The sequence below is a fragment of the Maribacter litoralis genome, assembly GCF_003075045.1.
Lineage (GTDB): Bacteria > Bacteroidota > Bacteroidia > Flavobacteriales > Flavobacteriaceae > Maribacter > Maribacter litoralis.
This window is the reverse complement of record NZ_QCZD01000001.1, coordinates 969,076-983,391: the sequence shown is the minus strand read 5'-3', so window position 1 is coordinate 983,391 and position 14,316 is coordinate 969,076. Positions and strand designations below refer to the sequence as shown.

At 38.1% G+C, this 14,316-nt stretch carries 9 protein-coding genes; 8 read left to right on the top strand and 1 reads right to left on the bottom strand.

Annotated elements, in window-relative coordinates; all coding sequences use genetic code 11:
• The first annotated feature begins 11 nt into the window (after positions 1 to 11).
• From DCS95_RS04530 to DCS95_RS04495, 8 genes are all read left to right on the top strand, one after another.
• Positions 12 to 2,933: a glycoside hydrolase family 2 protein gene (locus DCS95_RS04530; protein ID WP_116769624.1), complete on the top strand. Its 2,922-nt coding sequence runs from the start codon at positions 12 to 14 to the stop codon at positions 2,931 to 2,933.
• Positions 2,921 to 4,237 carry a family 16 glycosylhydrolase gene (locus DCS95_RS04525; protein WP_244178375.1) on the top strand — a complete coding sequence of 439 codons (1,317 nt, stop codon included), beginning with the start codon at positions 2,921 to 2,923 and terminating at the stop codon, positions 4,235 to 4,237. The genes DCS95_RS04530 and DCS95_RS04525 overlap by 13 nt, the downstream gene beginning before the upstream one ends.
• A 171-nt stretch (positions 4,238 to 4,408) precedes the next feature.
• The gene (locus DCS95_RS04520) at positions 4,409 to 5,974 is read left to right on the top strand and encodes an alpha-L-fucosidase (protein ID WP_116769623.1); all 1,566 of its coding nucleotides are present in this window, start codon (positions 4,409 to 4,411) and stop codon (positions 5,972 to 5,974) included.
• Between the two features lie 75 nt (positions 5,975 to 6,049).
• A complete protein-coding gene (locus tag DCS95_RS04515; protein WP_116769622.1) occupies positions 6,050 to 7,768 on the top strand; it encodes an arylsulfatase in 1,719 nt (572 codons plus the stop codon).
• Positions 7,769 to 8,118: 350 nt separating this feature from the next.
• The gene (locus tag DCS95_RS04510) at positions 8,119 to 9,213 is read left to right on the top strand and encodes a glycoside hydrolase family 117 protein (protein ID WP_425269152.1); all 1,095 of its coding nucleotides are present in this window, start codon (positions 8,119 to 8,121) and stop codon (positions 9,211 to 9,213) included.
• A gap of 96 nt (positions 9,214 to 9,309) precedes the next feature.
• Complete coding sequence (locus DCS95_RS04505; RefSeq protein ID WP_208630729.1) at positions 9,310 to 10,665, top strand: sulfatase-like hydrolase/transferase; 1,356 nt, start codon at positions 9,310 to 9,312, stop codon at positions 10,663 to 10,665.
• 13 nt (positions 10,666 to 10,678) lie between these two features.
• Entirely contained in the window at positions 10,679 to 11,722 is a 1,044-nt protein-coding gene (locus tag DCS95_RS04500) for an aldose epimerase family protein (RefSeq protein ID WP_116770149.1), read from the top strand.
• A gap of 32 nt (positions 11,723 to 11,754) precedes the next feature.
• A complete protein-coding gene (locus tag DCS95_RS04495; RefSeq protein WP_116769619.1) occupies positions 11,755 to 12,759 on the top strand; it encodes an L-rhamnose/proton symporter RhaT in 1,005 nt (334 codons plus the stop codon).
• 35 nt (positions 12,760 to 12,794) lie between these two features.
• On the opposite strand, the gene DCS95_RS04490 is transcribed toward DCS95_RS04495, so the two are convergent.
• Positions 12,795 to 14,315: a sulfatase-like hydrolase/transferase gene (locus DCS95_RS04490; protein WP_116769618.1), complete on the bottom strand. Its 1,521-nt coding sequence runs from the start codon at positions 14,313 to 14,315 to the stop codon at positions 12,795 to 12,797.
• Position 14,316: the final 1 nt, after the last annotated feature.

Sequence of the window (14,316 nt, the reverse complement as noted above, 5' to 3'; positions counted from 1 at the left end):
ATTTATCAGAAATGACAAACCAAAACACTAACAAGGCACTATTAGGTCTTTTAATCACACTCTTGTTAACTACGAGGGCATTTTCACAAGAACTTCCATTCGGGTATCCAAATACTGAACGCACCAAGGTAAGCATCAATCAGGGTTGGAAATTTCACTTGGGAAATCCAAATGCTACCTATTACGAAACCAATACGGATGATGCTTCTTGGGAAAGCGTAAATGTTCCCCATACGCTGGCATTAACATCGTTGGCTTTAGACGGTTTACAAGATGAAAAAACACAACTAGAATTTCATAGAAATGTAGGTTGGTATAGAAAATCCATTGCTGTACCGCAGAACAACAACAAGATGTTTTTAGAATTTGAAGGCGTGCACCAAGTAACCGATGTTTGGGTGAACGGTAAGCACGTGGGCAAACATGGTACAGGTGGTTACACACCTTTTCATTTTGATATTACGGGGTATGTAGATAAGGGAAAGGACAATCAAGTAACCGTTTTGGCAGATAATAGAAGAAGTATGGTGGTTCCGCCAGATCCAGGTCCTTTCGATTATGTAAAATTTAGTGGTCTGTATAGAGATGTGTATTTGGTTGAAAAGCATCCGGTACATATTGGTTTTAATTGGGAAGCCAAGCGTGCCGGGGTAACCATAACCACACCAACGGTAGATGTGGTGAATAAGAACGCGACGATAGATATTAAATCCGTCGTAAAAAATACAAGCAATTCACCGGCAAAAGTAACCGTGGTAACAAGAATAATAGATGCAGAAGGGCTCGTGGTTCTGAAGCTGACTGATGATGCAACCATTGCGCAAAATAATGATTATGAGTTTGACCAAATTGGTAGTTTAGAAGATAATGTTCAGTTGTGGGATGTAGATAATCCTTACCTGTATCGTGTAAATACAGAGGTTTTGGTCGATGGTAAACCTGTAGATGTTGTCGAAAATAATCTAGGAATTCGAAAATTTGAGTTGAATGCTGATCGTGGTTTTATGTTAAATGGAAAATCGATAGAACTAATGGGGTTCAACAGGCATCAGCATTATCCATATATAGGCGATGCAGTACCAGATGCACTACACTATAAAGATATGTTGCAGTTTAAAGAGTTCGGTTTTAATATCATGAGAACGGCGCATTACCCGCAAGATAATGCCATTTTAGACGCCTGTGACAAGCTGGGTATTTTGGTGTATGAAGAAGCACCATCATGGATTTCAATGAGTACGGATAAAGAATGGTGGAATAATTTTGAGCAATCGGAACGTGTTATGATTCGAAATCATAGAAATCATCCTTCCGTAATTATTTGGGGAGGAGGTATAAACCATAGAGGTTATGTGCCTCTTGCCCATAATACCGCTAAGCAAGAAGACCCAACAAGGCTTACCGCGTCGCAAGGTTCGCGATGGACGGGCTGGCAAACATCGGGTCTAACGGATATCAATGCCAATATGCTTTACGGACCTTTCATTTGGGATCGTTCAGAACCTATGTTCGCCATGGAAGGTCGCGTTGGTCCAGAAGCTTTGGCTCCTTTCAGAAAAGATTCGTTAATGACGGGTTTAATCTCTTGGACTGCCCATGCGTATTACACCTTTCATCCAACTCATGATAAAGCGTCCAATAAAATTGACAGAACTAGAAGTGGCGGAATGACCATTTTTAGAAACCCTAGACCAGAGTTACATTGGTACAAGGCAGAGCTTAGAAAAGAACCTTTTGTATATCTATTGGAAGCGTGGAAAAAAGGTCAAGATTCCATCACGGTTTTTAGTAATGCACAAAGTGTGGAATTAAGTATAAATGGTAAAATTATTGAAACTAAGTTCCCATCAAAAGACACTATTTATGATGGGTTGCATCATGCTCCGTTCCTATTCAAAAACTTAAAATATGCAGATGGGGAAGTAAAAGCCAAAGCCATTTTTAAGGACGGAAAAACAAAAGAGGTAGTCCATAAAACTGCGGGTCAACCTTATGCCATAGAATTATTGCTAGATACCGTAGGTAGACAGTTTACCGCAGATGGTGCCGATATACTTATGGCATATGCCACAGTGGTAGATAAAAAGGGAACTCCAATTACAGATTATAAGGGTAAGGTGAACTTTTCTGTAACCAAAAATGCAACGGTTGTAGGCGATGGAGCCGCTATTAATGCCAACCCTATGTTTACCGAATATGGTATTGCACCGGCATTGATAAAAGCAGGTACTACAGCTGGCGAGGTCAAAATTAAAGTTAGTGGCAAAGGCTTAAAATCTGCTAATGCTACTGTCCCATTAACGTCATATAATCCAAATGTATTGGCAGCGGATGCAAAACCTATTTACGATTTTAAGAAAGTTAGAATAGACATAGGTGCCAATGACCAATTAGTACAATTTGGCTGGGATTTTTGGAACGGAAATGGCGAAGAAAAGAAGAGCCATAAGCTGCCTGAATTTAATAATGCGGAAGTAAGCTTAGCTACAAACAGTACAGATGGTGTATTGCGTTGGCTGGGTGAAATGAATGTTATTGGTAAGTATGGATTTGTATATGGCGATGGTGTGCTTTGTATTGACGAAAAAGGGCTAAGCATTAATCTTAAAGGCTTGCCAAAGGGTAGTTACAAGTTGACCACGTATCACCATGCACCACAAAGCAATTCTGATGAAATGGATCCAAATAAGGAGAAGCTCAAGGAAATTAAAATATTGAATATTCCCTACGAGCGAAAATTAACTGTAACGGCAGGGGACAATTCCAAAGAGGTTCTGGTAACCGAAGGGAAAATGATGCAGTTCAATGAACCAGGAAAAAATACAATCTTATTTACCGTAAAGGATGAGGGAGCAGCGAAAGTAAGTATTCAAGGAACCACGGGAAAAGGAATTTGGTTAAACGGAATAATATTACAAGAATGGAAGAAGTAAACAGGTCACAAGCGAAAAACAGATCACATATAACTACAATAGTATGTTTGCTGTTCATGTTGTTCGGTATGTTCTCTGGGGAAGTTAAAGGACAAAATTATAGTCCCGAAAACGAAGATGTACGTGTTGGTCCGCCAAAACCACCACTAGGAAAAAGATGGGTAATGAATCCGGATTTTTCAGATGAATTTAATGGTACAGAGTTGGATACTACCAAGTGGTTAGATCATCACCCTACATGGATAGGAAGAGAACCGGGACTATTCATGAAATCGCAAGTATCCGTTGGTGATGGTTACTTACAGCTGAAAGGCGAAATGATGAAAAAGGACACCACAATAAATGCCTATGGTAGCAACAGAACATTTTCAATTGCCGGTGCTGCGGTAGTTTCCAAGAAGAAAACACAGTTCGGGTATTTTGAAACAAGGGCAAAAGCCGCGGCAACTACCATGTCTACTACATTTTGGTTTTCTACCGTAGGTAGTTTTAAAGGACCTAATGACTGTGATGCGTATGGTCTGGAATGGGATATTCATGAATCGGTTGGTAGAACGGGTGATTTTAGCGGCAATTATTTTGCAAGCGGAATGCATTCCAACAGTCATTTTTGGTATACCGATTGTGAAGGGGAACGACATGATCGTAGAGCGGCGCAAGTAAGATTTGAAGATGATGAAGTAACTTCCGAAAATTTTCATGTTTATGGTGGCTGGTGGCGAAATGAAAGTACTGCAAGCTATTACTATGACCATCGCGAACCTAAGCATCAAAAATTTTATGATAAGGTAAAAGAAAAACCTTTTGATCAGCCCATGTATATGCGCTTGGTGTCTGAGACCTATCCTTTTCCTTGGATAACGCTTCCCAGTGAAGAAGAACTTTCTGATCCACGTAAAAATGTGGTGTATTATGATTGGGTACGAGCCTATGCATTGGAAGATATTTCAAAAGAAATAGCATATCAACCTTTAGAAAAGCAACTGCAGTTATATGAAGAGAGCGTCATTTTTGATACCGTTGCGATAACTGTCAAAAATACATCGAACATAGAAATTCCTATTTCCTATAAGGCAAATGAATCAAGGCAACTGGTATTGGAAATCTATGATAACGATGATAAAAAAATAGAGACAGGTAAGGTGAAATTGCTACCAGGTTATGGTCATTTTCGTCATAATCTACAATTGGAAAATACTTTGCATATGGGTGGTGAATATAGGCTTCTAGCTAAGTTACAGCCCATAAATGAAGAAGATAAAACCATTTTGGATCGCAACAACCTAATTTTAAAATTCAAGTAGGTCAATAATCTACTTTCAAAACCATTTATAACCCTAAATGGGTCATTTGTAGTGTTGTTTTCGAGCAAATCGTACTATTCTTGTTAAGTACCTAATTGTTTATTATGGGTACTTAGGCTCCAAATAGTAAAGACTTGAAAACACGTTTAGATAAGATTTAAAATAGTACAAATGAAAAAATACATTGGTAAAAAAATAGGTGTGCTGGCTGTAATTGTTGGTGCAAGTATACAGTCAAACCTTCATGCACAAACTGAACAGTATGAAGAAAGTTGGGAATCTTTAGCCAACGTGAATGCTACGCCAGATTGGTTCTTAGATGCAAAATTGGGCATTTATGCACATTGGGGTCCGGTTTCAAGTGCATTTGAGGGTATTGAACCGAACAAACATTATGCAGGTTGGCATGGTATGATGATGTATCACGACGGAAAAATTATTGAAACAAAAAATGGTCAACCAAGTAACAATTACATCCATCATAAAAAGAAATACGGAAAGCCTTCTAAAAAGGGATATATAGAAATTATAGAAGATTTTTCTCCCACAGCCTTTGATGCCAAAGAATGGGCGGATTTATTTGAAAAATCGGGGGCACGATTTGCAGGCCCTGTAGCTATGCATCATGATAATTTTGCAATGTGGGACAGTAAAGCGACCCGTTGGAATTCTATGAATTATGGAGGTATTGATCCATCTGCAGCACTAAAAAAGGAGATAAATGATAAAGGAATGCGTTTTATTGGGTCATTTCACCATGCATTTACCTGGAAATATTTTGGTCCTGCACATGCTCACGGTAACATAAACCCGAAGGATTACGACTTGTATACCAATCCGCATAGTTTAGACAATGACACGCCAGATGAAGCTTTTATGACCGCATGGTGGGCAAGTTTAAAAGAATACATAGATAAGTACCAACCAGATATTATTTGGTTCGATTGGTGGTTGGAGAATTTACCGGAAGAAGACCGACTTAAATTTTTAGCCTATTACTATAACAAGGGCAAAGAGTGGGGAAAAGAAGTAGCGGTTTGTTATAAAGAAGCAACCTTTAACGAAGATGTCGCTATTAAGGATTATGAACGCGGTAGACCAAATCAACCAAAACAAAATGCTTGGTTAACCGATACCTCTCCCGGAGCTTGGTTCTATAGACCAAATGCAAAGTTTAAAACAGCTAATGAGCTCATAGATATACTTGCGGATATTGTAGCTAAAAACGGATTAATGTTATTGAACGTACCACCAAACCCAGATGGAAGTATTCCACCAGAAATGCAACAATTACTAACAGATATGGGATCTTGGTTAGCAATTAATGGCGAAGCTATTTATGACACGCGCCCATGGACTGTATTTGGTGAAGGACCAACAAGGTTGCCAGAAGGTGGGCACAAGGTAGAGGAAAAGTTAAAAATCGAATACCAAGAAAAAGATATTCGGTATACCAAAAAAGGCGATAAAGAAATTTTTGCCATTGTTTTAGATGAGCCTAAAGGCGAGATTATCATGAAAACCCTATCTACGGATATCGGAGCGTTAAATTCTGCCATACTGGATGTGCAACTAATTGGTAGTACCGAGAAATTAAGTTGGGAACGCAACGAAAAAGGACTTGTTATACAAAAACCAGCTTCCTTTCCTTCAAAATATGCACATGCCTTTAAAATTACTTTAGAAGGTTACAGAGAGAATGATATTGGAGGTGAAATCGAGGCTCATATAGATTAATTCCTGATGGTGAAATATACGGTCTTACTTTTTAAAAAGGTGTTAATAGGTTTATGTTACATAGGCATTGGCTGTATGTTTTCCTTGCAATCACAAGATAGACCCAATGTCATTTTAGTACTTACCGATGACCAAGGTATTGGAGATTTAGGGGCACATGGCAACCCGTGGTTAAAAACACCGGAAATAGATGCCTTTTACGATGATGCCGTACGAATGACCAATTTTCATGTATCGCCCCTATGCACACCTACTAGAGCTGCAATAATGACCGGAAAGTATCCTATTAATAATGGAGCTTGGGCAACGTATAAGGGTAGGGATGCCCTTTCCAATTCGGTGACAATGGCAGATGTTTTTCAGCAAAACGGATACAAAACCGCCTTATTCGGCAAATGGCACTTGGGGGATAATTATCCTAATCGACCAACCGATGCTGGTTTCGATACAGCTATACATCATTTAGCAGGAGGTATAGGGGAATTGTCCGATTATTGGGGTAATGACTATTTTGATGATGTATATTATGTAAACAACGAACCCAAACAATTTAAGGGTTATTGTACCGATGTTTGGTTCAATGAGACGATAAATTTTATCGAGCACAACAAAGACGATCCTTTTTTCGTGTATTTGCCTTTAAATGCGCCTCATGACCCGCTATATGTCGATGAAAAATATGCTGCCCCGTATAGACATTTAGAAGGAAAACATATTGTTAGTGCTAATCTCTATGGCATGATAGCCAATATTGACGAGAATTTTGGTAAACTGAACAGGTTCTTAAAAGCGGAGAAATTAGAAAAGAATACCATTGTTATTTTCATGTCAGACAACGGTACACGCTTTGGGTATCGTGCAGCCGATAACTTAGGATATAATAAAGGATTTAAAGGAATAAAAGGTCAGAAGGAAGAAGGTGGACATAGGGTTCCGTTTTTTATTCGATATCCTAAAGCCAAAATTAAAGGAGGAAAAGACAATAATGAACTGGCGGCTCACATAGACCTTATCCCAACTTTGGCAAATTTATGTGCGTTGAAAGTGCCAGATAGTTTGAGTTTAGACGGAATCGATTTTTCTCCTGTATTAAAGAATACGAATGCAAGTTTAAGAGAACGAGCACTATTTCTGCACAACCGACAAGACTGGAGACCACCCACACAAGAACATGACGGACTCGTTTTACAGAACGAATGGCGATTACTAAAGGGGAAAGAGCTTTATAATATCATTGATGACATAGGGCAAAAGCAAAACCTGGCAAAAGAACATCCGCAATTGGTTAAAGATTTAAAGAGTAAGAATGCCATTTTTTATACGTCGGCTATGGCTAATGATGTATTTACCGAGTTACCGGTTACTATTATAGGTTCTGAACATCAAAAAGAAATAAAATTAACCATTCAACATGCCGTCGGAGACGATACCGGTATTTGGAAAACCGAACAGGTGGCTGCGGGCGTAAAAAATAAAAATAATAGGTATGCTATAGAAGTTGCTTCGGCGGGCACGTATAAAATCTCTTGTATGCGCTGGTCAAAAGAAGTCCCTGGTCCTGTTTTAGGAGTACCCAATAAACATCCTAAATCTAATTTTGAGTATGTCGCCATTTCTCCTGATAAAGTGAGGATACAGATAGCCAATCAAATATTGGAAAAAACCATAAATGCGAATGAAGCGTCAATAGATTTTGAAGTGTATTTAGAAAAAGGAAAAACATTATTGATAACTGACTTTGTATTTGGCACCGATACCTGCGGAGTCTATTATACCTATATCAATAAAATATGATATGCTGTAATTTGGGTAAGATTATAAGGGTAATAATTAGTGATTGCTAGGTGCGTTTTAGTTAATTATACTTGGGCGGTGTATTGTATAACTATTTGTTGTTGAGTGTATTAATGGTTTGTACAGTTCATGTCTAGTTGTAAAATAAGGTACATTCAGAATGGTATTATAAATTCCCACTTTGAATTATGCATAATTATTTTGCTAAAAAAATTAATTAAATCTAAATTTTTATTTGATAAATGAGAATAATTAAAACATTACTAGGTATTTATGTTTTATCGGCATTCGTAAGTTGCCAAGAAAATACAGTAAAAACATCCGAAACTGATCAGAATAAAGAGGACAATATGTCTATTACCCAAGAGCAAATTGACCATTTGGGTATAACCGATGTCGACCATTTAAGTGCTGCGTCAAAAAGAGCATTGGCTTGGCCTACTGATCTAGGAAACGAGTGGTTTTTAGAATTTAATCAATTAGAACCATTAAAAGGCGATTTAGCATATGAAGAAGGTGTTATAAGAAGAGATCCAAGTGCCATGATCAAGGAAGATGGTAAATACTATGTGTGGTACTCAAAAGGGGTAGGACCTACTCAAGGTTTTGATGGTGATATAGAAAATGAAAAAGTATTTCCTTGGGATCGTTGCGATATCTGGTATGCTACTTCAGAAGATGGTATTACATGGAAAGAGGAAGGTATAGCGGTAGCAAGGGGTAAAAAAGGTGAATATGATGATCGCTCGGTATTTACGGTAGAGATCATGAAGCATGAAGACATGTACTACCTAAGCTACCAGACCGTTAAATCACCTTATAATAAAAGAGTGAAAAATCAAATTGGTTTGGCATGGTCTACTTCACCTAACGGACCTTGGACTAAAAGTAAGGAACCAATTTTAAGTCCCGCAGACAATGGTGTATGGGAAGGCGATGACCCTAATGATCGCTTCGCCGTTAAGAAAAAGGGTGATTTTGATAGTCATAAAGTACATGATCCATGTATTTTACCTTTCAATGGTAAATTCTATCTGTATTATAAAGGAGAGCAAATGGGAGAAGAAATTACTTTTGGTGGTCGCCAAATAAGACACGGTGTTGCAATAGCCGACAATCCTAAAGGACCTTATGTAAAATCACCTTACAATCCTATCAGTAACAGCGGTCATGAAATTTGCGTATGGCCGTACGACGGTGGTATAGCATCTTTAATAACCACTGACGGACCAGAGAAAAATACAATACAATGGGCAGAAGACGGTGTAAATTTCAATATCATGTCGGTAATTCAAAGTCCGCCACATGCTATTGGCTTAAATAGGGCTGTAGATAGCGAAAAAGAACCTACCGAGGTATTGAAATGGGGGTTGACTCACGTGTATAACAGTAGCGATTACCAAAGTATTATGCGATTTACATCACGTAAAAAGAAGAAGTACTAACAGTGTATTTTCGATATGAAAACCAATGTTCATAGGGTAAACTATAATAAATGGTGTTCAAAATTGAGCACTGTCCTATTATTAGGTTTTCTTGTTATGGGAAAATGGCTGATTGCACAGAAAAAGCCGAATATTATTTTTATTCTTTCGGATGATGCCGGTTATGCCGATTTTGGTTTTCAAGGAAGTAAGGAGTTTAAAACACCAAGATTAGATGAATTTGCCAAGATAAGTATACGCTGTACCCAAGCTTATGTAAGTGCAGCTGTTTGCGGGCCTTCTAGAGCAGGTTTTCTTACTGGAATGTATCAGCAGCGTTTTGGTTTCGAGGAAAATAATGTGCCAGGATACATGAGTTTGAGTGGTCTTACAGGTGATGATATGGGTTTACCGTTAGAACAAAAAACAATTGGTAATCAACTGAAAGAGCTGGGTTATACTACCACTATTTTTGGAAAGTGGCATATGGGTAATGCAGATAGATTTCATCCGACCAAAAGAGGTTTTGACGAATTCTACGGATTTAGGGGCGGATCACGAAGTTTTATGCCTTTTGATGAGACCAACCCAATAGATAAAGATGAAAATAGGTTAGAGGAAGGTTTCGGTAATTTTTTGGAACATAACGGTTATTTAACCGATGATTTGGCAGATAAAACCAATCAATTTATAGCTCAACATAAAGACCGACCCTTCTTTGTTTATCTATCGTTTAACGCGGTGCATACACCAATGCAAGCCATGGAAGAAGATTTAAGGCAGTTTCCTAATTTAAAAGGCAAAAGAAAAATTTTGGCAGCCATGACATTGGCAATGGATAGAGCTTGTGGTAAGGTGTTAGACCAATTAAAAAAGTTGAACCTTTTGGACAACACCATCATAGTTTTTACAAATGATAACGGCGGGCCAAGTGATACGAATTCGTCAATAAACTCCCCGTTAAGCGGTACGAAAGCAAACCATTTAGAGGGTGGTATAAGGGTTCCTTTCTTGATTTCTTGGAGAGGGCGCCTAAAAGAAAATACTGTCTACGATTACCCTATTTCATTATTGGATATGTATCCAACCTTTAGCGCTATCGCTGGCGCAAAAGTAGATGATATGGCACACCTAGACGGTGTGAATTTATTACCCTTTTTAGAACGCAAAAATTTAGGTAGACCACATAACACGTTGTTTTGGAAAAAAGAAAATAGAGGGGCTATTAGAGAATTAGATTGGAAGTTAATACGATATCCAGATCGCCCTGCAGAATTGTATGATCTCTCTAAAGATATCGCTGAAGCGCATGATTTGGCATCGGCATATCCGGATAAAGTACGAGTGTTGTACAAAAAACTATTTCAATGGGAGCTTGGCTTAGAGCGTCCTAAATGGCAACTACAGCGCAAGTTTGAAGGTAAAGTAGCGGAAAGAATGGATGCCTTTAGCGCTCCGAAAATTAGAAATTAGAAAGTTTAAGTTCATGAATACAAGTATACAGAAATTTGGAACTATTGAAGCTGATGATATAGAGTTGGTTACACTTAATAATGATAACGGCGTAGAGGTTAAAATAGCTACCTATGGGGCAACCATTACATCTATAAGAATTCCTGATAAAAATGGAGAAAAAGGGGAAATTGTGTGTGGTTTTGACCAATTGGAAAGTTATTTTTCTGATGCCTATAAAAGCAATGCCCCATATTTTGGGGGTACGGTTGGTAGGTATTGTTCTCAAATAAAAGAGGCAAAGTTTACATTGGAAGGTGTAGAATATCAGCTTAATAAAATTGTTGGAGAGAATAATTTACACGGCGGTAGAATAGGTTTTGACAAGAAATTATGGTCAGTGGAAGCCTTTGATGAAAATGAGGCATCGGTAACCATGAAGACTAGGAGTAATCATTTAGAGGAAGGCTTTCCTGGCAACGTTGATGTCTGGGTTACTTTTATCTTAACTGCCGATAATGAATTAAAAATAGAGTATAAGGCTACGACCGACCAAAAAACACCATTTACCATTACCAATCATACCTATTTTAACCTAACAGGTTTTAAGGACAATGTGCTACATCATTCCGTAAAAATAGCTGCTGATAAAAAACAAGTGTGGGATGAAACCGGTGCGGCTACTGGAGAAAATATATCAGTTATTGATAAACCGGATGATTTAAGGACTCCAAAGTTAATTGGTGATGTGCATGAGGCAATGGGCGATGGCTTTGAGCATTATTACCTATTTGATGACAAAGCTTTTAAGCTAGATAAAGTCGCTGAAATTGAAGAGGAAACCAGTGGAAGAAGCTTACAGGTTTATACAACCGAACCTGGTATGTTATTTTACACCGGTAAATATACTTCCGATGAATTAAAACGCGAATCAGGGCTTCAGTATGGAAAGTATAGAGGCTTATGTTTAGAAACGCACCGCTATCCTAACGGACCTAATATTTCTAATGCTCCCAAGAGTATTTTAGATACTGATGAAACATATCAAAGCACCACCATTTTCAAATTTGGATGGTAAAATTAACACGAACTAAACCAAAATAAGATAATATGATAGAAGGAGTCTTACTGGCAATATTTGCCGGTTTAATGTTGGGTCTTTATGCCCTACCGGAAAAATTCACCAAAGATTTTAAGTACGAAAACACATGGAGTTTGTTCTTTTTGCTCACTATGTTCGTGGTTCCTATAATAGCATCTTTGACGCTCATAAACGGGTTTGGGGAAATATTTGGAAACATGCCTATGGATATTTGGGTAAAAATGGGACTGACCAGTTTTTTATGGGGAATTGGAGTTATGATGTGGAGTAAGGCCATTAACCACATTGGTCTGTCTTTAGGTTTTTCCATCTTTATTGGAACTATCATATTAGTAGGATCATTACTGCCATTTATTGAAGATGGATTACCACCTGCAAATGTGCTTACCTATATTTTAATAGGAATTCTAATAGTGTTAGTAGGAGTTATTCTAAATGGTAGGGCAGGTATTCTACGTGAAAAGGAAGATGCTGGTACGAGTAATAAAAAGGGGTCTATGGTTACCGGTATTTTAATTGCCGTGGTAGGTGGTTTATTGGCAACGGGTTTTAGTTATGCCAATGCTGCAGGAAGACCATATTTGCATGAGGCAAGTATAGCGCAAGGAAATGCCGATTGGGTAACTGCGGTAGCGGTTATGTTTCCCATATTTTTAAGTGGCGGAATAGTTATGACGGCTTATTTTTTGTGGCAGTTGAGCAAAAATGATGCTTGGGGCAACTTTAAAACACCGGCGTTTGGTAAAAATGTAGTTTTAATATTGGTTATGGCTGTTTTTCACTATGCAGCATCGGCGTTGTTTGCGTATGCCGCTTTTAAATTAGGAAGTTCAGGAAATACTGTGGGTTATGCCATATTCAATACATCATCGGTAGCAACGGCGATAATAAGTGGGTTGATTACAAAAGAATGGTTAAATGCCTCTTCAAAAGCTAAAGGTTTTTTATATGCAGGTTTAGCATTGATGATTGCCGGTATTGTAGTAGTTGCTTACTCCAACGGAATCTCATAAAAATAGTTCGTTTGATTTAGCGAATTGCTAATTGATTAGAAGCGGAAGGTTGTTGGTCTTCCGCTTTTTCTTGTGGTATGGTAAAGGGTAGCCAACTCTTTTATTTTTGGTTGATATTGTACTTTTGTAATCAAATTTTGCGCTTCTAATTCACCTGGATTATCATTTAGATTGAACAATGCAATCGGTGTTTGGGTATGGTTGCTTTTATCGGATTTGTTCACTTGTAAAATCAATTTAAAACCATCTTTGATCAACATAACTTCTTTGCCTGTGCCGCTTTGAGTGTAAATAACCCTGTCTAAATCTTCAGTTTCATTTTCAAGTAATGGTAATAAACTAGATGAATCTAAAGCTTGGTCAGCAGAAATCTCAATATGATTTAGTTCAGCCAATGTTGCCATAATATCAATACCAAGAACCGGACTTTCATTTATCTGGTGTTTAAAATGATTGTTCCAAGAAATTATGAACGGAACACGATTACCGCCTTCATAAGCTTGGTTTTTTCCACCTCTATAAATATCACTTGGTCGGTGCCCAGACTTTAAGGTATTCTTTCTTAAAAGTCCGCCATTATCAGAAGTTAGCATAATGATGGTGTCATCATAAATACCTTGCTTTTTTAAAGTATCGATCAGCATTTGTATTTGTACATCTAGCTCTTTTACTAAGTCAAGATGTTTGGAAGGTGTGGTGCCGGCTATTTTAATTCCATTTAACTCATCGGTTGGGGTATGGGGTAAATGAACGGCTAGAGCGGAATAGTACATAAAGAACGGTTTGTCTTTATGTGCATTCGCATCAATATAATCCATTGCCTTTTTTACCAATAATGGTCCCATGTCATGCGGATTCCAATTACTGTCACCTAAACCTTCTGCTTTGTCCAATTTCACGCTAATCTTATCCATTTTTGCCTGGGAGATATATGTAATTTTCGAGTCCTTCGCCAAAGGCATCATGTCATTATCTTCATATACCGCGTAAGGCACATCTTGAATACCTGCTTGGAAAGAAAGCGCATAATCAAACCCTTGATAGCGTGGTCCGCCACCTACAATTTTTTTGATATCTACATCTAGTTCGGGTTTGTTTCTTGGACCTCGATAAATAGTATTTGGGTCATCTTTTCTAAGAAAATCACCACCAATATGCCATTTCCCAAAAAAGGCGGTTTGGTAACCCGCTTGCTTCATAAGTTTGGCAAGTGTTAGCTGGTTTTTTTTGATAGGGCTTTTTTCATAACTACCCCAAACTCCCCATGGGGAATCACTTCTATAACAATGGTTTCCGGTCATTATCGCATATCGTGATGGTGCACAAAGTGCAGCGGGAGCATGTGCATTTGTAAAAACGGCTCCGTTTTCTGCTAAGGCATCTATGGCTGGAGTTTCAACAATAATAGAATCTGAATGTGCTTTTCTGCAGTACGATACATCTCCAAGACCTAAATCGTCTACTAAAACAACAACTACGTTTGGCTTTTTCTGAGCACTGAGAACTACAGTGAAAAGTATTGTAAAGAGGGTGATTGTACGATGTAATCGATGCATG

Excerpts from the sequence above, each read along its gene's own strand:
- DCS95_RS04530 (WP_116769624.1), top strand. The coding sequence starts at position 12 with ATGACAAACCAAAACACTAACAAGGCACTATTAGGTCTTTTAATCACA.
- DCS95_RS04525 (WP_244178375.1), top strand. The coding sequence starts at position 2,921 with ATGGAAGAAGTAAACAGGTCACAAGCGAAAAACAGATCACATATAACT.
- DCS95_RS04520 (WP_116769623.1), top strand. The coding sequence starts at position 4,409 with ATGAAAAAATACATTGGTAAAAAAATAGGTGTGCTGGCTGTAATTGTT.
- DCS95_RS04515 (WP_116769622.1), top strand. The coding sequence starts at position 6,050 with ATGTTTTCCTTGCAATCACAAGATAGACCCAATGTCATTTTAGTACTT.
- DCS95_RS04510 (WP_425269152.1), top strand. The coding sequence starts at position 8,119 with ATGTCTATTACCCAAGAGCAAATTGACCATTTGGGTATAACCGATGTC.
- DCS95_RS04505 (WP_208630729.1), top strand. The coding sequence starts at position 9,310 with ATGGGAAAATGGCTGATTGCACAGAAAAAGCCGAATATTATTTTTATT.
- DCS95_RS04500 (WP_116770149.1), top strand. The coding sequence starts at position 10,679 with ATGAATACAAGTATACAGAAATTTGGAACTATTGAAGCTGATGATATA.
- DCS95_RS04495 (WP_116769619.1), top strand. The coding sequence starts at position 11,755 with ATGATAGAAGGAGTCTTACTGGCAATATTTGCCGGTTTAATGTTGGGT.
- DCS95_RS04490 (WP_116769618.1), bottom strand. The coding sequence starts at position 14,315 with ATGCATCGATTACATCGTACAATCACCCTCTTTACAATACTTTTCACT.